The following is a 17,786-nucleotide window of genomic DNA, read 5'->3' as shown; positions in this document are numbered from 1 at the left end:
GTAGGGCATAATGGCTAAACAATCAATGATTGAACGCGATAAGAAACGCGTAAAGCTAGCAGAAAAATATTTTGCAAAGCGTCAAGAATTAAAAGCGATTATCTCTGATCTTAATGCATCAGATGAAGATCGTTGGAATGCAGTGCTTAAATTGCAAACGCTTCCTCGTGATTCTAGTCCATCACGTCAACGTCGTCGTTGTCGTCAAACCGGTCGTCCTCATGGCGTCCTTCGTAAATTTGGTTTAAGCCGTATTAAGGTTCGTGAGTCAGCCATGCGTGGTGAGATTCCTGGTCTTAAAAAGGCAAGTTGGTAATCAGGGGAGTGTTATAGATGAGCATGCAAGATCCTATAGCAGATATGTTGACCCGTATTCGTAACGGTCAAGCTGCGAATAAAGTTGCAGTCACCATGCCTTCCTCTAAGCTAAAAGTGGCAATTGCCAATGTGCTAAAAGAAGAAGGTTATATCGGCGACTATAAAGTAGTTGGTGACACTAAACCAGAATTGGAAATCACTTTAAAATATTTCCAAGGTAAGGCTGTAGTAGAAAGTATTAAACGTGTTAGCCGTCCAGGTTTACGTATTTATAAACGTAAAGATGAATTACCAAAAGTAATGGCTGGATTAGGTATTGCAGTTATTTCTACTTCTAAAGGTGTTATGACTGATCGTGCAGCACGCCAAGCAGGTCTTGGTGGTGAAATTATCTGCTACGTAGCGTAAGGGAGAAAAAAATGTCTCGTGTTGCAAAAGCACCTGTCGTTGTTCCTGCTGGCGTAGAGGTAAAACTCAATGGTCAGGTAATTACGATTAAAGGTAAAAATGGCGAGTTATCTCGCACTATAAATAAAGCTGTTGTAATTAATCAAGAAGAAGGTCAAATTAAATTTGCACCTCGTGACGGTTTTGCTGATGCTTGGGCGCAAGCAGGTACAGCTCGTGCATTGATTAATGCAATGGTAATTGGTGTTACTGAAGGTTTTACTAAAAAACTTCAGCTAGTTGGTGTCGGTTATCGTGCACAAGTTAAAGGTAATACAATTGGTTTATCTCTTGGATATTCACATCCAATTGATCATCAATTACCTGCAGGTGTAACAGCTGAATGTCCTTCGCAAACTGAAATCATCCTGAAAAGTGCTGATAAACAGTTAATCGGACAAGTAGCTGCTGATCTCCGTGCTTATCGTCGTCCTGAACCTTATAAAGGTAAAGGTGTTCGTTACGCAGATGAAGTTGTGCGTACTAAAGAAGCTAAGAAAAAGTAAGGTAACACTATGGATAAGAAATCAGCTCGTATCCGTCGTGCAACTAAAGCGCGTCGCAAGATGCATGAACTACTTGCAACTCGCTTAGTAGTTCACCGTACTCCGCGTCATATTTATGCGCAGATTATCGCACCAAACGGATCAGAAGTACTGGCAGCGGCTTCAACATTAGAAAAAGCTATCAGTGAAAGTTTAAAATACACTGGAAACAAAGATGCAGCAGCAGCAGTTGGTAAAGCAATTGCAGAGCGCGCATTAGCGAAAGATATCAAAGAAGTTTCTTTTGATCGTTCAGGTTTCCAATATCATGGTCGAGTTCAGGCGCTAGCAGATGCTGCTCGCGAAGCTGGCCTACAGTTCTAAGGTAGGAGTTAAAGATGTCAAACATCGAAAAACAAGCTGGTGAACTGCAGGAAAAACTAATCGCAGTTAACCGAGTTTCTAAAACCGTAAAAGGTGGTCGTATTTTTAGTTTTTCTGCACTAACAGTGGTTGGTGACGGTAATGGCCGCGTTGGTTTTGGATATGGTAAAGCACGTGAAGTGCCAGCAGCAATCCAAAAAGCAATGGAAAAAGCACGTCGTAATATGATTAACGTTGCATTAAATAACGATACTTTACAGCATCCAGTTAAAGGTGCTCACACAGGTTCTCGTGTCTATATGCAACCAGCATCAGAAGGTACTGGTATTATCGCCGGTGGTGCAATGCGTGCTGTATTAGAAGTTGCTGGTGTTCGTAACGTTCTAGCTAAAGCATATGGTTCTACAAACCCAATTAATGTGGTTCGTGCAACGATTGATGGCTTAGAAAATATGAAATCTCCAGAAATGGTTGCTGCTAAGCGTGGTAAAACCATCGAAGAAATTTTGGGGTAATTAGCCATGGCAAAGACAATTAAAATTACACAAACTCGTAGTTCTATTGGTCGTCTACCGAAGCATAAAGCAACGTTAGTTGGTCTAGGATTACGTCGTATTGGTCATACTGTTGAGCGTGAAGATACACCAGCAATTCGCGGTATGGTAAACCAAGTTTATTACATGGTTAAAGTTGAGGAGTAATAGTAATGCGTTTAAATACTTTATCTCCTGCTGAAGGTTCAAAGCATGCACCTAAACGCGTAGGCCGTGGAATCGGTTCTGGGCTAGGTAAAACAGGTACTCGTGGTATCAAAGGTCAAAAATCTCGTTCAGGTGGCGGCGTTCGTCGTGGCTTTGAAGGTGGTCAAATGCCTTTATATCGTCGTTTACCAAAATTTGGTTTTACCTCACGTAAAGCTATGGTAACAGCGCAAGTTCGTCTTTCAGATTTAATGAAAGTTGAAGGCGATATTGTTGACCTAAATAGCTTAAAAGTTGCTAATGTGATTAATTCACAAATTGAATATGCGAAAATCATGTTATCTGGAGAAGTGACTAAACCAGTAACCGTTCGTGGTATTCGAGTAACTAAAGGTGCTAAAGCTGCAATTGAAGCTGCTGGCGGAAAAATTGAGGAATAATTAGAAAGATGGCAAAGCAACCAGGATTAGATTTTCAAAGCACTCGAGGCGGTAGTGGTGAGCTTAAAAGACGATTATTATTTGTGCTTTTAGCGCTTATTGTTTTCCGTCTTGGTTCTTATGTTCCGGTTCCTGGTATTGATACTAAAGCGTTAGCGAAATTACTACAAGAATCATCTAATGGTATTGTTGGTATGTTCAATATGTTTTCTGGTGGTGCTTTAAGCCGTGCTTCAATTTTTGCTTTAGGGATAATGCCTTATATATCTTCATCTATTATTGTGCAGTTATTAACGGCGATTAATCCTAAATTAGCAGAATTGAAGAAAGAAGGTGAATCTGGTCGTAAAAAAATCAGTCAGTATACTCGTTATGGCACATTAGCTTTAGCGTTGGTACAAGCTGTTGGTATTGCGACAGGTTTACCAAATATTCCTGGTTATAGTCAAGTTGTGATTAATCCAGGTTTTTCTTTCTATTTTATTGCATCGATTAGCTTAGTTACTGGCACTATGTTTCTTATGTGGTTGGGTGAACAGATCACAGAACGCGGTGTAGGTAATGGTATTTCTATCATTATCTTTGCGGGGATTGTGGCAAGTCTTCCTCATGCTATATATGAAACAATTGAACAAGCTCGTTCTGGTTCATTGCATCCGATTTTATTATTAGTAGTCGCAGCATTAGTGGTTGGTGTGACTTACTTTGTCGTTTTTGTTGAACGTGGTCAACGACGTATTGTTGTTAATTACGCACAAAGACAACAAGGTCGTCGTGTGTATGCCGCACAAAGTACACATTTACCATTAAAAATTAATATGGCGGGTGTTATTCCTGCTATATTTGCTTCAACAATCGTTATGTTACCATCAATGATGGCTTCTTGGTTCCAAGGAAATGGTGAAGGTTGGAGATATATCTTTGTTCTTATCGGACAATATTTCTCTCATGATCAACCGTTATACATAATCTTTTTTGCAGCCGCGATTATTTTCTTCTGTTTCTTCTATACGGCATTGGTTTTCAATCCTAGAGAGACAGCGGATCAATTAAAAAAATCTGGCGCATTTATTCCAGGTATCCGTCCAGGTGAACAAACATCGAAGTATATAGACAAAGTAATGACACGTTTAACGCTAATTGGCGCTATTTACATTACTCTTGTATGTTTGGTACCAATGTTTATGACAAGTGCAATGAAAGTTCCAGTCCAATTTGGTGGGACATCATTATTAATTGTAGTTGTTGTAATCATGGATTTTATGGCACAAGTACAGACTTTAATGATGCCAAATCGTTATGAGTCAGTGTTAAAGAAAGCGAATCTTAAAGGCTACGGTCGATAAGTTAGCCAGAAGTTACGGAGAAAAACATGAAAGTTCGTGCTTCAGTCAAGAAATTATGCAGAAATTGTAAAATCATCAAACGCAATGGCATCGTTCGTGTTATTTGCATTGAAGGTAAACACAAACAACGTCAAGGTTAATATTATTTAACTGCGAAATTGAACTTTTGCATATTTTACTTGCCAAAGTATAGTAAAGCTGGCTAGAATAGCCAGCCTAAATTTTTTTTGTAGATCCACCGTTTGAGTATCCTGAAAACGGGCTTTTCAGTATGGTGGATTTGCTGAACATTAACAATAAAGGAGTGCATAGTGGCCCGTATAGCAGGCATTAACATTCCTGATCAACAACATACTGTGATTGCTTTACAAGCAATCTATGGTATCGGTAATACTCGTGCTAAGACAATTTGTGCTGAAGCCGGTATTCCTGAACATGTTAAGATCAGAGAACTATCTGAAGATCAGATTGAGAAGTTACGTGAACAAGTCGCTAAATTCACTGTAGAAGGTGATTTACGTCGTGAAGTAACTATGAGTATCAAGCGTTTATTAGACCTTGGTTGTTATCGTGGTGTGCGTCACCGTCGTGGACTTCCTGTCCGTGGTCAACGCACTAAGACTAACGCTCGTACCCGTAAGGGACCGCGTAAGCCAATCAAGAAATAATTGAGGTGATAATAAATGGCAAAGACACCTGTTCGTACACGTAAACGTGTTAAAAAGCAAGTTTCTGATGGTATAGCTCATATTCATGCATCATTTAACAATACAATCGTAACAATTACCGATCGTCAAGGTAATGCGTTGGGTTGGGCAACCGCTGGTGGTTCTGGTTTCCGCGGCTCTCGTAAGTCAACTCCGTTTGCAGCTCAAGTAGCAGCAGAACGTTGTGCTGAAGCCGTAAAAGATTACGGAATTAAGAATCTGGAAGTTATGGTTAAAGGACCTGGTCCTGGTCGTGAGTCAACAATTCGTGCATTAAATGCAGCGGGTTATCGCATCACTAATATTACTGATGTTACTCCGATTCCTCATAACGGTTGTCGTCCACCAAAGAAACGTCGTGTTTAATTTTTTATTAAACATTGAATGTTTATAGGATTATTGGAGAAAAAAAATGGCAAGATATTTGGGACCAAAGCTCAAATTAAGTCGTCGTGAAGGTACAGATTTATTCCTTAAATCTGGTGTCCGAGCGGTTGATAGTAAATGTAAATTAGATCAAGCTCCTGGACAACATGGTGCGCGCAAACCGCGTTTATCAGATTATGGTGTTCAGTTACGCGAAAAACAAAAAGTTAGACGTATTTATGGAATTCTAGAACGTCAATTCCGTAATTACTACAAAAATGCAGCACGTATTAAAGGTAACACTGGTGAAAACCTACTTGCTCTTTTAGAACGTCGCTTAGATAACGTTGTTTATCGTATGGGATTTGGTGCAACTCGCGCTGAAGCTCGTCAATTAGTTAGTCATAAAGCTGTTCTTGTTAATGGTCACGTAGTGAACATCGCATCTTATCAAGTTTCACCTGAAGATGTGATTAGTGTTCGTGAGAAATCTAAAAAACAAGCACGTATTAAAGCCGCTTTAGAGTTAGCTGAACAACGTGAAAAACCAACATGGTTAGAAGTTGATGCTAGCAAAATGGAAGGTGTATTTAAACGCTTACCAGAACGTTCAGATTTATCTGCTGACATCAACGAACATTTGATCGTCGAACTTTACTCTAAGTAAAGTTTAGCACTTAAGAGAGGACATAATGCAGGGTTCTGTAACAGAGTTTTTAAAACCTCACCTAGTTGACGTTGTTCAATACAGCCCAACTCATGCAAAAGTGACTTTAGAGCCACTAGAGCGTGGTTTTGGACATACTTTAGGTAATGCACTACGCCGCATTTTATTATCATCTATGCCGGGACATGCAGTAACCGAAGTTGAAATTGACGGTGTTCTGCATGAGTACAGTACTAAAGAAGGCGTCCAAGAAGATGTGCTTGATATTCTGCTTAATTTGAAAAAATTAGCAGTACGCGTACATACTAAAGATGATGTTATGCTGACATTAACTAAATCAGGCGTAGGTGCAGTAACCGCATCAGATATCACTCATGATGGTGATGTTGAAATTGTTAATCCTGATTTAGTGATCTGTCATCTTACTGATGCCAATGCTTCAATTAGTATGCGTATTCGTGTACAACGAGGACGTGGTTATGTCCCTGCTTCTGCTCGCGTTAAGTCAGAAGATGAAGAGCGACCAATTGGTCGTCTATTAGTTGATGCATGTTATAGTCCAGTTGAGCGTATCGCCTATTCGGTCGATGCTGCTCGTGTGGAACAACGCACTGACTTAGATAAACTGGTGATTGATATGGAAACCAATGGTACTATCGATCCAGAAGAGTCTATTCGTCGCGCATCAACTATTTTGGCTGAACAACTTGAAGCTTTTGTTGATTTACGTGATGTACGTCAACCAGAAGTCAAAGAAGATAAACCGGAATTTGATCCAATTCTTTTACGTCCAGTAGATGATTTGGAATTAACTGTTCGGTCTGCTAATTGCTTAAAAGCAGAAGCAGTTCATTATATTGGTGATTTAGTGCAACGTACTGAAGTCGAGTTACTTAAAACCCCTAATCTTGGTAAAAAATCTCTTACTGAAATTAAGGACGTGCTCGCCTCTCGTGGTTTATCTTTAGGCATGCGTCTTGAGAACTGGCCACCAGCAAGTATTGTTGAAGACTAAAATAAAATTTATATAAGAAGGATAAAGTTATGCGCCATCGTAAAAGTGGTCGTCAACTGAACCGAAATAGCAGCCATCGTCAAGCAATGTTTCGTAATATGACAAGTTCATTAGTTGAACATGAAATCATCAAAACAACATTGCCTAAAGCTAAAGAGTTGCGTCGTGTTGTTGAGCCGTTAATTACGTTAGCTAAAAGCGATAGTGTAGCTAATCGCCGTCTGGCTTTCGCTCGTATCCGTGATAAAGATACAGTAAAAAAATTATTTTCTGATTTAGGTCCACGTTTTGCTACCCGTCCAGGTGGTTATGTTCGCATTCTAAAATGTGGTTTCCGTGATGGAGATAATGCTCCAATGGCTTATATCGAATTAGTTGATCGCCCTGCAGTTGAAGCAGAAGCAGCAGCTGAATAAATAATTAAAGCTTAAATTGAAACCGGCTAAATAGCCGGTTTTTTTATTATCTTGATATTATCAACCTAAGTATTTTTATATTTAACTACCATATATAAATCATCGTTCATAGAATTTTTAAAACTTAAGATAAGTTATTGTCGATATTTACTCAGTTAAATTATAGTTTTAAAATTAACAGATTAATCCTAAGTAATGTAGTAGTATCAAGATGATAGATGTTAAACGAAATGGTGAATGGATTTTAGTACTAGTAACCATTTTAGCCGCTGTTGGTTGGGTTTCTTCAAAAGAAACCATTTTAGAAATGCCTCCTTTAGCTTTTATGGGATTAAGATTTCTCTCTTCCGCTTTTATTTTATTTACGGTCTGTTTAAGTACTCAACAACGAATCAATATGACAGATGTACCTAAAGCAATAATAACCGGCTGTTTGCAATCAACTAATGTCATTTTATGGATATTAGCAATAAGCATTGGTGGGCAATTAGGTGAAGGTTCATTTATTATGAGTTTATCGGTATTAATGGCACCAATTGTTGGCTGGTTCTTTTTTAAAGAAAAGCCATTGGTAATATTTTGGCTCTCATTACCAATTGCTGTTGTTGGTCTTGCCTTTTTGTCTTTATCAAATGGCTGGCACTTAAGCGTCAATCAACTCTGGTTTTTAATTTCTGCACTAGCTCAAGCAATATTTTTTGTTTTTAATAGTCGATTAGTTCAAAAAATAGCAATTTTGCCGTTAATTTGCATACAAATGTTTTGTACCGGCACAGCAAGCCTAATTATTTCTGTATTTACTGAAAGTTGGCCGTCAAGCATCAGCTTCATCACTTTAATATGGCTTATCGTTAGTATTTTTATTGCTACAATTTTAAGATTTGCTTTACAATTTGTTGGACAGAAATATGTCCCTGTAAGCAATGCAGCAATAATCATGATTTTAGAGCCGGTATTTACAACTTTGGCTGGCGTAATTGTTTATTTGGAACCTATGCCATGGACAAAATGGATCGGTTGCTTCTTGATTTTGATTTCTCTGCTTTCTTATAGAGGGTATAATTTTATTCATAAAAAGTAGAATTTAGAATTCCTCGAATCATTAAACATTTAGTTAATAATGTGGTGGCGGAGTTTCTTCTGATAAATTAGCAATATTTGAGGTTTGGGTAGCCTGTAATTTTTGTGACAATAACATTAATTGTTCTTTAAGTTTGCTGATATCTGCTTGTAGCTTAACCACCATTTGATTTAATTCTTCAATGGTCATCTCTTGAAATGCAACTTTTGTTTCTAATAATTCCAGTTGTTGGTTCATCGTCTGTTTCTTAATGGCTAGTTAATTCTATATTGTAAGTAAAAATTATTATAAAATCCATCCTCGTTCGGCAAAAGAGACATACTCTCCTTTACCAATGACCAGATGATCGACAATGCGGACATCAATGAGCTCACATACTTGCTCGATTTTTTTGGTTAATATCCGATCAGCTTGACTTGGTTCAGCTAAGCCAGAGGGATGATTATGAGCCAAAATTAACGCTGCTGCATTGTATTGTAATGCACGTCTTGCTACTTCTCTTGGATGAACTTCTACGCAGTTATACGTTCCGATAAACATCTCTTCGGAATTAATGACGTGATTTTGATTATCTAGAAATATCACCATAAAAATTTCCCGATCTTTATCCATTAAACGATTGGCGAGATAGTGATGCGTTAAACTTGGTGATGTAAGATAATTTTCATTGGTCATTTTAACTTTTAAATATCGGTGAGAAAGTTCGACTACTGCCTTTAATTGAGTATATTTTGCGGTACCAAGTCCTGGTTTTTGGCAAAACTCATCATAGCTTGCATTTATTATGTGGTAAAAGGAACCGAATTCATTTAATAGTTTTTGAGATAATTTTAATACCGGTAAATTACGCGTACCAGTACGCAAAAAAAGTGCAAGTAACTCAGCGTCGGATAGCGCTTCAACCCCAAATTGTAATAATTTTTCTCGTGGCATTAAGGGCATACTTTGTATTGACATAAATAGAAATTCTCATTAAATAAAAATGAGATTATTGATTAAACTTCATCCATTAATAACTTGAGAGATGAAAAATTGTGAAATGGATCGTAAAGATAAAAGATTTTTTACTAAAAAATAAAAAAGCGCTAATCTGAAGTGACCCCCAATAGTTGGACAACCAATTACAGGGGGTCTTTTTATGTCAAAATATAGTCGAGATTTAAAAATTATCATAGCTAATGAATTCTTATCAGGAGAATCATCGGAAATTCTTTCAAAAAAATATGCGATATCTTCTAGTCAGATTCGATATTGGTCCCAAGTGGTTGCAATTCATGGTGATAACGCCTTTCAACTAACACCTCATTTACGTCATGCCGAAGCAAGATTACAAGCACTAAAATTAATGTGGACAAATAATTGGTCTCTCGGGCACACTAGTGCTATGCTTAATTTAAGTTCCCCCGGGCTTCTATTTGTTTGGCTTGATAGATATCATAAAAAAGGTTTCCGAGGGCTTGAATATCGTTCCAGAGGAAGACCATGTATGAAGCGAACCCGTATTGAACCCACTCACAGTGATGACGAAAAAACAATTGAAGCATTAAAAGAGGAAATTGCTTATTTACGAGCAGAAAATGCTGTTCTAAAAAAGTTCGAAGAGCTGAAGCAAGCAAAACGACAACAAACAAAGAAAAAACGTTAGTTGTTTTAGCTCTTAAATATCAGTATTCTTTAAAACATTTGCTATCAGCAACAAAACTGGCAAAAAGTGTTTTTTATTATCATGTTAATAGGTTGAAAAACCCGTCTGCTTATGAAAATGAGTTAAAACGTATAGAATCGATTTACCATGAACATAAAGGGCGTTATGGTTATCGGCGAATTCATTTAGCGTTGATAAATGAAGGCATTAAGCTCAATCATAAAACGGTACAACGCTTAATGGGTCAGCTTAATCTCAAATCGACAGTAAGACCTAAAAAATATCGTTCTTATCGAGGAGAGACAGGTAAAACAGTAGCTAATTATCTTAAAAGAGATTTTGAATCATCGAGACCAAATGAAAAATGGGTAACGGATGTCACAGAATTTAAGGTAAATGAACAGAAAATTTACCTATCGCCCATTATCGATTTATATAATCAAGAAGTAATCGCTTATAAAGTGGCTAAAAATGCACGCAGATATGCTTCAAAAAGGGATATCACGATTAAAACAGTGTGAAAAACCGTTACTACATAGTGACCAAGGCTGGCAATATAGAAATTGCCATTATCAGAAGCTACTAGCTAATAATGGCATCAAACAAAGTATGTCCAGAAAAGGAAATTGTTTAGATAATGCGGTAGCTGAAAACTTTTTTGGTCTATTAAAATCAGAAATGTATCATGGACAATGTTTTAAAAATGCAGATGAATTGATTGAAAAAATAGAAGAATATATAGAATACTACAACACCAAACGGATTAAAGCCAAATTAAAAGGCCTGACTCCGGTTGAATATCGAAATCAGGCCTTACAAGCCGCTTAATCAAAGTGTCCAACTTTATGGGGTCACTTCAAATTCAGCGCTTTTCAAATTGTGTTATGTAAAAGATTAATGGCATCCGCAACTACCGTGACCACCGCCACAACAACCACTTTCTTCCTCATCTTCATGATCGTGTCCATGACCGCCACAACCACAGCCACCATGTCCATGATCGTGTCCATGGCCATGTGCACCATGAATATGACCATGAGATATTTCCTCAGGTGTTGCTTCACGAATTGCAAGCACTTCAACATTAAAGTTTAAATCTTGACCTGCTAGCATGTGATTACCATCAATAGTAACGGTATCGCCATCAATAGCTGTGATTTCAACCGGTAATGAACCTTGATCGGTATCAGCAAAAAAACGCATACCCACTTCAAGTTCATCCACGCCGACAAAAACGTCACGGGGTACGTTTTGTACAAGGGCATCATTAAAGTCACCATAAGGATTAACTAACTCAACGTCAAATTTATCACCAACTTGATGACCTTCTAAAGCATTTTCTAGGTCTTGTAACAAGTTTCCTGCACCTTGTAAATATTCAAGTGGTGCAACTGCGGTGGCTTCATCAACTAATACGCCATCTTTAGTACGAACTTTATACGCTAAACTTACCACTGTATTTTTTGCTATTTTCATGTTTTCTCCAACAAACTGTTACTGAGCAAATAATGTTAAATTTTAACGGAAAAAAGTCCATCTGTATGCTATTTTCTTCGTAATTTAGAAAGTTTTAATATTGTTTTATTATTTGCTGCAATTTTTGTTTAGAGATAGTTTTTAAATTATAAATAATGGTTGGATAGCTAATTGAAATCAATTAAGCTGATAAGGTGATATATTATACAAAGTTTCGGTATAACTTAAATAACACGTTTACTCTATACAAAATGTCAGGAAAGGAGCTTTTATGTTGAAAATTAATGATTATTTTGATGGCAAAGTTAAGTCAATAGGTTTTGAAAATGGCTCTACCGGTAAAGTTTCTATTGGTGTGATGTTGCCTGGTGAATATGTTTTTAGCACCAATAATCCAGAAGAAATGACGGTCATTACTGGTTCACTTAAAGTCTTATTACCTACGGCTAATGATTGGCAAATTTTCGAAGCAGGGCAAGTTTTTCATGTGGCCAAAGAGAGCCAATTTGATGTGCAGGTTGTCGAACCGACGGCTTATTTATGTCGATATTTAGCAAAATAGCAATGATATTTAAAATTAAACCCAAAAATATTATCGTTGAGATACCTGCATTGATGTAATAAAAAGGGCCAATTTTACAATTAGCCCTTTATAAAAAATGTTCTACTCAATTATTTAAGTTCTAATTCATTCATTGCTGCGATGCTAAATCCACCATCAACATGAATAACTTCACCAGTAATACCTGAAGATAAGTTTGAACATAAAAATGCGGCTGAATTACCCACATCTTCGATGGTTACTGTACGGCGAATAGGAGTGACTGATTCACAGTGTGATAACATCTTTTTGAAATCTTTGATACCTGATGCCGCTAAGGTACGAATAGGACCAGCAGAAATTGCATTTACACGAATACCTTCAGGCCCCATAGCATTTGCCATGTAACGTACATTTGCTTCTAGAGATGCTTTAGCTAGACCCATCACATTATAGTTAGGAATTGCACGCTCAGCACCTAGGTAAGAAAGGGTAACTAATGCTGAATCAGGATTAAGCATTGAACGACAAGCTTTAGCCATCGCAACAAAGCTATAAGAGCTGATATCGTGGGCAATTGCAAAACCTTCACGCGTTACTGCATTAACATAGTCACCATCTAGTTGATCTCCTGGCGCAAAAGCAATAGCGTGTACAAAACCATCAAATTTATCCCATGTTTTTGCTAACTCAGTAAATAACGATGTGATACTGTCATCATGTGCCACATCGCAAGGTAAAACGATTTTAGAATTAAAATCAGCAGCAAACTCTTCAACGCGGCCTTTTAATTTTTCGCTTTGATAAGTAAAAGCTAATTCAGCCCCTTCTCGGTGCATCGCTTTAGCAATACCGTAAGCAATAGAACGATTACTTGCCACGCCGGTAACCAGTATGCGTTTACCCGTTAAAAATCCCATAAATTATTCCTCTAATATTTTTTACTATATATTCTAGAATGTTGATGATTATATGTTGATATAGTTAACTTCGCTACTATAAATTCATTTTTACCTATTTAATTGCCATTTTATTTTTAAAAAAGAAGTTGTTTATTGGGTTAATAGTTGACTATAATACTCAACTATTAAATAGCTTAGTTTGGTAAATAGTGATGAAAGATTTAGTTTGCTATAAAACGCTACCAGTTTGGGATGTAACAACTCTACCGAAAATGTTTTGTGAAAAGCATAATACCCAAGTAGGTACATGGGCAAAATTAAACATTATTAAAGGTCGTGTGAATTTTGATATGTTAACCGAGCAAGGCGAGATCATTTCGCAACATGTTTTTGATGTTGAGCATCAACCGCCTTTTATTGAGCCTCAACAATGGCATCGTATAGCTAATGTATCCGATGATTTACAGTGCCAACTGGCTTTTTATTGCCAACCAGAGGATTATACACATAAAAAATATCAAATGACGCAAACCCATTCTGACGTGTCAGAAATCTGTCAAATGATTCAAGCCGGAAAAGCGTTAGATTTAGGTTGTGGTTCAGGGCGTAATTCACTCTATTTACAGTTACTTGGTTTTGATGTTGATGCCGTTGATAAGTCAGAGATGAGCATTAATAATTTACAGCAAATTATTGCCAACGATCATTTAGCGCATATCAATGCATCTATTTATGATATAAACCAAGCTAATTTAACAGGTAATTACGATTTAATTATTTCAACCGTTGTGATGATGTTTTTACAACCTGATAGAATTCCCGATATTATTCACAATATGCAAACGATAACTAAATCAGGCGGTTATAATTTAATTGTTTGTGCTATGTCAACGGATGATTTTCCTTGTACAGTTGGCTTTTCGTTTACGTTTAAAGAGAATGAACTACGTAATTATTATCAAGATTGGCAGATTATAAAATATAATGAGGATGTTGGCGAATTGCATAAAACGGATATCCATGGCAACCGAATAAAACTCCGTTTTGCGACACTATTCGCCAAGAAACCATAATATTACAGGATACTTCCTGTAATATATTTTTTTACTATTGGTTATTACCCAGTATTTTACCAACTTCAAACCACGCTTTTCGAGAGTTTAATAAATCTTGGGCTGACATTGGTTTTTTACCTGCTGGTTGTAATACTGTCATATTTAACGCCCCATCGCTAGTGGCAATACAGATGCCTTTTTTATCAGCCTGCAAAATGGTACCGTTGGGTTGATTATGTTCAACAGTAATAACTTGAGCTTGCCAAACTTTTACCGGTTCACCATTTACTTCAAAGTAACTAACTGGCCACGGGTTAAATGCCCGCACACATCGTTCCAATTGTTTCGCTGATAAATTCCAATCTAATTTAGCCTCTTGTTTAGATAATTTTTCGGCATAAGTGGCTTGTGATTGTTGTTGCTTTTCTGGTTTAACTTTTCCTTGGTTAATTAGTGTTAGCGTATCAAGTAATGCTTGAGGACCTAATTTAGCCAATTTTTCATATAATGTTGCACTAGTATCATTCGCTTCAATTGGGCAAGCTAATTTATACAGCATATCCCCAGTATCAAGGCCAGCATCCATTTGCATAATGGTGATGCCGGTTTCGCTATCACCAGCCCAACAGGCGCGCTGAATTGGTGCTGCACCTCGCCATCGAGGTAATAAAGAACCGTGAACATTTAAGCATCCTAGTTTTGGCATATCAAGCACAGTTTGAGGTAAAATCAATCCATAAGCAACCACAATCATAATATCAGCATTTAGATCGGCAATAATTTTTTGAATCTCTTCAGTTTTGAGCGTCGCCGGTTGATAAACAGGTAGATTGTGTTCGACTGCTAATTGTTTTACTGGGCTGGCTGTTAACTTATTTCCTCGACCCGCTGGTCTATCGGGTTGACTAAAGACAGCAATGACATTATGGCTGGAATCAATCAAAGCTTTTAAATGAGTAGCTGCAAAATCAGGTGTGCCGGCAAAAATAATATTTAAGGAGTTAGTAGTTTGTGACATGTGCAATTTATCCATAATCAAAAATATTATGGATATTATACTTTAAATTAAATTAAGAATCTTTAATACACAAAAGTGTATCCTTTATTGATATCACTTTTGTATTTTATGAAGGGTATTTGATAGGCTATAGTGGTAGATTTCGTTGAATCATTCCTTCTTTATAAGCATCAAAGGTACAATTTTGAAATTTAATAAACGATTTAAAAAATATTCCACAAATCAAAATAGCTATAATCTTACTATCTTTTGATTTTTTAAATTTATTATAATTACGAATAAGAGCCTTATCGCTCATCTTTCCAGATTGGATTTTTTTTGACACGCGCTTATATGACCATTTACCTAATAAACCCATATATAACGACATTAAAAAGTAAATAAATATTACAAATAAAATTGCACTTATAAGTTGTAATAACATAGACATTTCTTATGTATCCTTTATCTTATATCCCATTGATATTTTTAGTTTTTGAAGGGAAATGATTATAACATTATTTTCAACTATGACAAATATTATATATTTAAAATGGAATAGTATTGCCATTATAGCAACAATGATAATAAAAAAGGTTGATGATAAACTAGACTACTAAAGTTATATCCACCTAGCGCAATAATCATTCTTTTTTGTAAAGTTCAAAACTGTTTGAGAAAAGTTTTTTGTATTGCTTAAAATGGAAAAAAGATTGGAACTAATGCTATATCAACAGCCATTACCAGAAAAGTTAATGGAACGCCAATCTTAACAAAATCACTAAAGCTATATCCCCCAGGCGCGACTACCATTGTTTTAACCGGTGATGAAACAGGAGTAATAAATGAAGCCGATGTTGCAATAGCAACAGTCATTGCAAATGGATAGGGTGAATAACCAAATTTTATCGCTAAATCAATCGCAATAGGGGCAATCAAAATTGCTGTTGCAGTATTGGAAATAAACAATCCTACCGTTGAGCATAACAAAAAGATAAAAGTTAACACGATATAAGGACCAAAGGAGCGTAAATGGATCTCAAGCCATTGTGATATGAGTGAAATCCCTCCCGTTTTATTTAACGCGACCGCGAAAGGCATCATACCAATAATGAGAATTAACGTTGGCCAATGAATCGATTTATAAGCATTAGCCATATCGATACAGCGGGTAGCGCCCATTAATAAACAAGCAATAAGTGCCGCAACGACATTTGGGACAAGCCCGGTTACCATTAAAATAATCATTACCGCCAGATTAAATAGTGCCACGAAAGCTTGTGAGCTTGCTGGTGCAACATCATCAATATCTGATGGATAATCTAATACTACAAAGTCACTAGTACGGGTTTGTAGTTTTTGTATTGATCCCCAATCGCCACACACCAAAAGAGTATCACTCATTTCTAACCGTTCTTGGAATAAGTTATTGGTCTCAACGGGGGCATGATTTCGCCAAATTCCAATAACTGTCAGAAAATATTTTTCCCTAAAATCAATTTCATTGAGTGTTTTTCCACATAATGATGATTCTGGTAGTAGTGCGACTTCAGCCATGCCAACTTCTTTGACTTGCTCTGAAAAATATTCACCACGTAGTACTTTTGGCTCAAGATTATTGGTGGTTAGGAAGGTACGGTAGTCAGCTTCGGAATGCGACATATCCAACAAAAGAATGTCGTTTTCCCGAAATTCGGTACTACCATTAACCGGGATAAGTACTTTGTGAAATTTTCGCCAACGTTCAATACCAATGACATTTACCCCATGTTCACTGCGTAAATGTAATCCATCAATGGTTCGCCCAACAAAAGGTGAACCGGCAAGAATTTGGGCTCGATGCGCTCGGCCAATTAATTTATAATCTCTAATTAAATCGGTAATTTTACGTCGTTGCGGTTGACTATTGTTGGCGGTAACTTGGTCAGCGGTTAGTAACCAATTACGGGTTAATAAGCAATAACCCACCCCTACAATTAATACTCCTAAGCCAATTGGGGTAATTGAAAAGAAACCAAATTCAGTCAAGGACGCTCGGCTAAGTTCACTATTTACTACTAGGTTTGGTGCTGTGGCGACAAGGGTCATCATGCCACTAATCAAGGCGGCAATACACAGTGGCATCATGAGTTTTTTAACATGAATACCTGTATGGTTAGCAATACTGATAGCGACTGGAATAAAGATTGCAACAACTCCGGTTGAACTCATGATGGAACCCAATAAAGCCACCCCTAACATGATGAATGTAATTATCCGTATATCATTTTTACCGGCTGCTTTTAAGATATATTCACTCATTTTATAAGAGATGCCTGTTCTGACTAAGCTTTCTCCTATTACAAATAACAGAGCAATGAGAATAATATTGGGATCACTAAATCCCGAAAGTGCTTCAGCTGGGGTTAATACACCAGTAACGGTGATTGCTGCTATCGTCAGTAGCGCAATAATATCCATTCTCAATTTACTGAATGAAAACAATAAAATAGCAATAAAAAGTAAAAAACAGACAGTAATGAGTGGATAATATTCGATGATATAATTAGGTAAATAAGTAGACATTAATGATAAAAAACTATGCCCAGATGACGAATGTTCCACAAAAGGTAGCTCATGAAGTTGATTGGATTTTCGACATAATACCTTGATTTATTGTAATAGGGAATATTTTGAAATAAAGATTATTGCTTACCACCTCTAGTTAATATGATATTTTTAACATTTTCTGCTGTTTTATTTTTATACTATTCGCATTCACAAAACTTAGGTGTAATTTAGACAACTTAAGCTGTTT

27 protein-coding genes are annotated in these 17,786 nt (G+C 36.8%); 20 read left to right on the top strand and 7 right to left on the bottom strand.

Going from position 1 to position 17,786, the window contains the following annotated elements:
* Positions 1–10 precede the first annotated feature (10 nt).
* From rpsN to AC5LXV_RS00360, 15 genes are all read left to right on the top strand, one after another.
* Positions 11–316 carry a 30S ribosomal protein S14 gene (gene rpsN, locus AC5LXV_RS00430; RefSeq protein WP_025314395.1) on the top strand — a complete coding sequence of 102 codons (306 nt, stop codon included), beginning with the start codon at positions 11–13 and terminating at the stop codon, positions 314–316.
* A gap of 17 nt (positions 317–333) precedes the next feature.
* Positions 334–726, top strand: coding sequence for a 30S ribosomal protein S8 (gene rpsH / locus AC5LXV_RS00425; RefSeq protein ID WP_034884228.1), 393 nt, complete (start codon positions 334–336; stop codon positions 724–726).
* An 11-nt stretch (positions 727–737) separates the two neighbouring features.
* Positions 738–1,271 carry a 50S ribosomal protein L6 gene (gene rplF / locus AC5LXV_RS00420; protein ID WP_110432409.1) on the top strand — a complete coding sequence of 178 codons (534 nt, stop codon included), beginning with the start codon at positions 738–740 and terminating at the stop codon, positions 1,269–1,271.
* Positions 1,272–1,280: 9 nt separating this feature from the next.
* Positions 1,281–1,634 carry a 50S ribosomal protein L18 gene (gene rplR / locus AC5LXV_RS00415; RefSeq protein WP_025314398.1) on the top strand — a complete coding sequence of 118 codons (354 nt, stop codon included), beginning with the start codon at positions 1,281–1,283 and terminating at the stop codon, positions 1,632–1,634.
* Between the two features lie 14 nt (positions 1,635–1,648).
* Positions 1,649–2,149 carry a 30S ribosomal protein S5 gene (gene rpsE, locus AC5LXV_RS00410; RefSeq protein WP_034884224.1) on the top strand — a complete coding sequence of 167 codons (501 nt, stop codon included), beginning with the start codon at positions 1,649–1,651 and terminating at the stop codon, positions 2,147–2,149.
* A 6-nt stretch (positions 2,150–2,155) separates the two neighbouring features.
* Positions 2,156–2,335 (top strand): 50S ribosomal protein L30, encoded by a 180-nt coding sequence (gene rpmD / locus AC5LXV_RS00405; protein ID WP_025314400.1) that lies wholly within the window; start codon positions 2,156–2,158, stop codon positions 2,333–2,335.
* Positions 2,336–2,340: 5 nt separating this feature from the next.
* Positions 2,341–2,775, top strand: a complete 435-nt coding sequence (gene rplO, locus AC5LXV_RS00400) for a 50S ribosomal protein L15 (RefSeq protein WP_110432410.1) — start codon at positions 2,341–2,343, stop codon at positions 2,773–2,775.
* Between the two features lie 8 nt (positions 2,776–2,783).
* On the top strand, positions 2,784–4,121 hold the full coding sequence (gene secY / locus AC5LXV_RS00395; RefSeq protein ID WP_110432411.1) for a preprotein translocase subunit SecY: 1,338 nt from the start codon (positions 2,784–2,786) through the stop codon (positions 4,119–4,121).
* 26 nt (positions 4,122–4,147) lie between these two features.
* The gene (gene rpmJ, locus AC5LXV_RS00390; RefSeq protein ID WP_034884218.1) at positions 4,148–4,261 is read left to right on the top strand and encodes a 50S ribosomal protein L36; all 114 of its coding nucleotides are present in this window, start codon (positions 4,148–4,150) and stop codon (positions 4,259–4,261) included.
* Positions 4,262–4,432: 171 nt separating this feature from the next.
* Positions 4,433–4,789 (top strand): 30S ribosomal protein S13, encoded by a 357-nt coding sequence (gene rpsM, locus AC5LXV_RS00385; RefSeq protein WP_034884217.1) that lies wholly within the window; start codon positions 4,433–4,435, stop codon positions 4,787–4,789.
* A 15-nt stretch (positions 4,790–4,804) separates the two neighbouring features.
* Positions 4,805–5,194 carry a 30S ribosomal protein S11 gene (gene rpsK / locus AC5LXV_RS00380; RefSeq protein ID WP_025314405.1) on the top strand — a complete coding sequence of 130 codons (390 nt, stop codon included), beginning with the start codon at positions 4,805–4,807 and terminating at the stop codon, positions 5,192–5,194.
* Between the two features lie 46 nt (positions 5,195–5,240).
* Positions 5,241–5,861, top strand: coding sequence for a 30S ribosomal protein S4 (gene rpsD, locus AC5LXV_RS00375; RefSeq protein ID WP_034884213.1), 621 nt, complete (start codon positions 5,241–5,243; stop codon positions 5,859–5,861).
* A gap of 25 nt (positions 5,862–5,886) precedes the next feature.
* Positions 5,887–6,876, top strand: a complete 990-nt coding sequence (locus AC5LXV_RS00370) for a DNA-directed RNA polymerase subunit alpha (protein WP_034884212.1) — start codon at positions 5,887–5,889, stop codon at positions 6,874–6,876.
* Positions 6,877–6,905: 29 nt separating this feature from the next.
* Positions 6,906–7,292: a 50S ribosomal protein L17 gene (rplQ, locus tag AC5LXV_RS00365; protein ID WP_034884211.1), complete on the top strand. Its 387-nt coding sequence runs from the start codon at positions 6,906–6,908 to the stop codon at positions 7,290–7,292.
* Between the two features lie 211 nt (positions 7,293–7,503).
* The gene (locus tag AC5LXV_RS00360) at positions 7,504–8,373 is read left to right on the top strand and encodes a DMT family transporter (RefSeq protein ID WP_493445495.1); all 870 of its coding nucleotides are present in this window, start codon (positions 7,504–7,506) and stop codon (positions 8,371–8,373) included.
* A gap of 33 nt (positions 8,374–8,406) precedes the next feature.
* Here the strand turns inward: AC5LXV_RS00360 and AC5LXV_RS00355 are convergent, their stop codons facing one another.
* Positions 8,407–8,610, bottom strand: a complete 204-nt coding sequence (locus AC5LXV_RS00355; RefSeq protein ID WP_110432413.1) for a SlyX family protein — start codon at positions 8,608–8,610, stop codon at positions 8,407–8,409.
* Between the two features lie 48 nt (positions 8,611–8,658).
* On the bottom strand, positions 8,659–9,330 hold the full coding sequence (gene radC, locus AC5LXV_RS00350) for a RadC family protein (RefSeq protein WP_110432414.1): 672 nt from the start codon (positions 9,328–9,330) through the stop codon (positions 8,659–8,661).
* A gap of 181 nt (positions 9,331–9,511) precedes the next feature.
* On the opposite strand from radC, the gene AC5LXV_RS00345 reads away from it, so the two are divergent.
* The 3 genes from AC5LXV_RS00345 to AC5LXV_RS00335 are packed head-to-tail and all read left to right on the top strand — an operon-like array spanning position 9,512 to position 10,846.
* Complete coding sequence (locus AC5LXV_RS00345; RefSeq protein WP_493467079.1) at positions 9,512–10,018, top strand: helix-turn-helix domain-containing protein; 507 nt, start codon at positions 9,512–9,514, stop codon at positions 10,016–10,018.
* The gene (locus tag AC5LXV_RS00340) at positions 9,916–10,539 is read left to right on the top strand and encodes an IS3 family transposase (RefSeq protein ID WP_493468018.1); all 624 of its coding nucleotides are present in this window, start codon (positions 9,916–9,918) and stop codon (positions 10,537–10,539) included. The genes AC5LXV_RS00345 and AC5LXV_RS00340 overlap by 103 nt, the downstream gene beginning before the upstream one ends.
* Positions 10,490–10,846, top strand: coding sequence for a transposase (locus AC5LXV_RS00335; protein ID WP_493467078.1), 357 nt, complete (start codon positions 10,490–10,492; stop codon positions 10,844–10,846). The genes AC5LXV_RS00340 and AC5LXV_RS00335 overlap by 50 nt, the downstream gene beginning before the upstream one ends.
* Before the next feature lie 66 nt (positions 10,847–10,912).
* Here AC5LXV_RS00335 and slyD read toward each other — a convergent pair whose 3' ends face one another.
* Positions 10,913–11,494 (bottom strand): peptidylprolyl isomerase, encoded by a 582-nt coding sequence (gene slyD / locus AC5LXV_RS00330; protein ID WP_110432415.1) that lies wholly within the window; start codon positions 11,492–11,494, stop codon positions 10,913–10,915.
* 271 nt (positions 11,495–11,765) lie between these two features.
* Between slyD and ppnP the strand changes: the two genes are divergently transcribed.
* Positions 11,766–12,056 (top strand): pyrimidine/purine nucleoside phosphorylase, encoded by a 291-nt coding sequence (gene ppnP, locus AC5LXV_RS00325; protein ID WP_110432416.1) that lies wholly within the window; start codon positions 11,766–11,768, stop codon positions 12,054–12,056.
* A 110-nt stretch (positions 12,057–12,166) separates the two neighbouring features.
* Here the strand turns inward: ppnP and fabI are convergent, their stop codons facing one another.
* Entirely contained in the window at positions 12,167–12,955 is a 789-nt protein-coding gene (gene fabI / locus AC5LXV_RS00320) for an enoyl-ACP reductase FabI (protein ID WP_034902336.1), read from the bottom strand.
* Positions 12,956–13,149: 194 nt separating this feature from the next.
* On the opposite strand from fabI, the gene tehB reads away from it, so the two are divergent.
* Positions 13,150–14,010: an SAM-dependent methyltransferase TehB gene (gene tehB / locus AC5LXV_RS00315; protein ID WP_493445493.1), complete on the top strand. Its 861-nt coding sequence runs from the start codon at positions 13,150–13,152 to the stop codon at positions 14,008–14,010.
* Between the two features lie 34 nt (positions 14,011–14,044).
* On the opposite strand, the gene fmt is transcribed toward tehB, so the two are convergent.
* From fmt to AC5LXV_RS00300, 3 genes are all read right to left on the bottom strand, one after another.
* Complete coding sequence (gene fmt, locus AC5LXV_RS00310; RefSeq protein WP_493458067.1) at positions 14,045–15,010, bottom strand: methionyl-tRNA formyltransferase; 966 nt, start codon at positions 15,008–15,010, stop codon at positions 14,045–14,047.
* Positions 15,011–15,137: 127 nt separating this feature from the next.
* Complete coding sequence (locus AC5LXV_RS00305) at positions 15,138–15,440, bottom strand: hypothetical protein (RefSeq protein WP_279084473.1); 303 nt, start codon at positions 15,438–15,440, stop codon at positions 15,138–15,140.
* A gap of 245 nt (positions 15,441–15,685) precedes the next feature.
* Positions 15,686–17,554 (bottom strand): SLC13 family permease, encoded by a 1,869-nt coding sequence (locus AC5LXV_RS00300; protein ID WP_493458076.1) that lies wholly within the window; start codon positions 17,552–17,554, stop codon positions 15,686–15,688.
* Between the last annotated feature and the right edge of the window lie 232 nt (positions 17,555–17,786).

This window comes from Gilliamella sp. LMG 34359 (assembly GCF_984569085.1).
This window is presented reverse-complemented; position numbering and strand designations above follow the sequence as displayed.

What these genes read in the sequence shown, in the direction of transcription:
- AC5LXV_RS00345 (WP_493467079.1), top strand. Translation starts at nt 9,512, where the DNA reads ATGTCAAAATATAGTCGAGATTTAAAAATTATCATAGCTAATGAATTC.
- rpsN (WP_025314395.1), top strand. Translation starts at nt 11, where the DNA reads ATGGCTAAACAATCAATGATTGAACGCGATAAGAAACGCGTAAAGCTA.
- rpmJ (WP_034884218.1), top strand. Translation starts at nt 4,148, where the DNA reads ATGAAAGTTCGTGCTTCAGTCAAGAAATTATGCAGAAATTGTAAAATC.
- AC5LXV_RS00355 (WP_110432413.1), bottom strand. Translation starts at nt 8,610, where the DNA reads ATGAACCAACAACTGGAATTATTAGAAACAAAAGTTGCATTTCAAGAG.
- rpsH (WP_034884228.1), top strand. Translation starts at nt 334, where the DNA reads ATGAGCATGCAAGATCCTATAGCAGATATGTTGACCCGTATTCGTAAC.
- rplO (WP_110432410.1), top strand. Translation starts at nt 2,341, where the DNA reads ATGCGTTTAAATACTTTATCTCCTGCTGAAGGTTCAAAGCATGCACCT.
- rpsE (WP_034884224.1), top strand. Translation starts at nt 1,649, where the DNA reads ATGTCAAACATCGAAAAACAAGCTGGTGAACTGCAGGAAAAACTAATC.
- rplF (WP_110432409.1), top strand. Translation starts at nt 738, where the DNA reads ATGTCTCGTGTTGCAAAAGCACCTGTCGTTGTTCCTGCTGGCGTAGAG.
- radC (WP_110432414.1), bottom strand. Translation starts at nt 9,330, where the DNA reads ATGTCAATACAAAGTATGCCCTTAATGCCACGAGAAAAATTATTACAA.
- rpmD (WP_025314400.1), top strand. Translation starts at nt 2,156, where the DNA reads ATGGCAAAGACAATTAAAATTACACAAACTCGTAGTTCTATTGGTCGT.
- ppnP (WP_110432416.1), top strand. Translation starts at nt 11,766, where the DNA reads ATGTTGAAAATTAATGATTATTTTGATGGCAAAGTTAAGTCAATAGGT.
- rpsD (WP_034884213.1), top strand. Translation starts at nt 5,241, where the DNA reads ATGGCAAGATATTTGGGACCAAAGCTCAAATTAAGTCGTCGTGAAGGT.
- fmt (WP_493458067.1), bottom strand. Translation starts at nt 15,010, where the DNA reads ATGTCACAAACTACTAACTCCTTAAATATTATTTTTGCCGGCACACCT.
- secY (WP_110432411.1), top strand. Translation starts at nt 2,784, where the DNA reads ATGGCAAAGCAACCAGGATTAGATTTTCAAAGCACTCGAGGCGGTAGT.
- fabI (WP_034902336.1), bottom strand. Translation starts at nt 12,955, where the DNA reads ATGGGATTTTTAACGGGTAAACGCATACTGGTTACCGGCGTGGCAAGT.
- rpsK (WP_025314405.1), top strand. Translation starts at nt 4,805, where the DNA reads ATGGCAAAGACACCTGTTCGTACACGTAAACGTGTTAAAAAGCAAGTT.
- AC5LXV_RS00335 (WP_493467078.1), top strand. Translation starts at nt 10,490, where the DNA reads ATGCACGCAGATATGCTTCAAAAAGGGATATCACGATTAAAACAGTGT.
- rplR (WP_025314398.1), top strand. Translation starts at nt 1,281, where the DNA reads ATGGATAAGAAATCAGCTCGTATCCGTCGTGCAACTAAAGCGCGTCGC.
- AC5LXV_RS00305 (WP_279084473.1), bottom strand. Translation starts at nt 15,440, where the DNA reads ATGTCTATGTTATTACAACTTATAAGTGCAATTTTATTTGTAATATTT.
- AC5LXV_RS00370 (WP_034884212.1), top strand. Translation starts at nt 5,887, where the DNA reads ATGCAGGGTTCTGTAACAGAGTTTTTAAAACCTCACCTAGTTGACGTT.
- rplQ (WP_034884211.1), top strand. Translation starts at nt 6,906, where the DNA reads ATGCGCCATCGTAAAAGTGGTCGTCAACTGAACCGAAATAGCAGCCAT.
- tehB (WP_493445493.1), top strand. Translation starts at nt 13,150, where the DNA reads ATGAAAGATTTAGTTTGCTATAAAACGCTACCAGTTTGGGATGTAACA.
- slyD (WP_110432415.1), bottom strand. Translation starts at nt 11,494, where the DNA reads ATGAAAATAGCAAAAAATACAGTGGTAAGTTTAGCGTATAAAGTTCGT.
- AC5LXV_RS00300 (WP_493458076.1), bottom strand. Translation starts at nt 17,554, where the DNA reads ATGTCTACTTATTTACCTAATTATATCATCGAATATTATCCACTCATT.
- AC5LXV_RS00360 (WP_493445495.1), top strand. Translation starts at nt 7,504, where the DNA reads ATGATAGATGTTAAACGAAATGGTGAATGGATTTTAGTACTAGTAACC.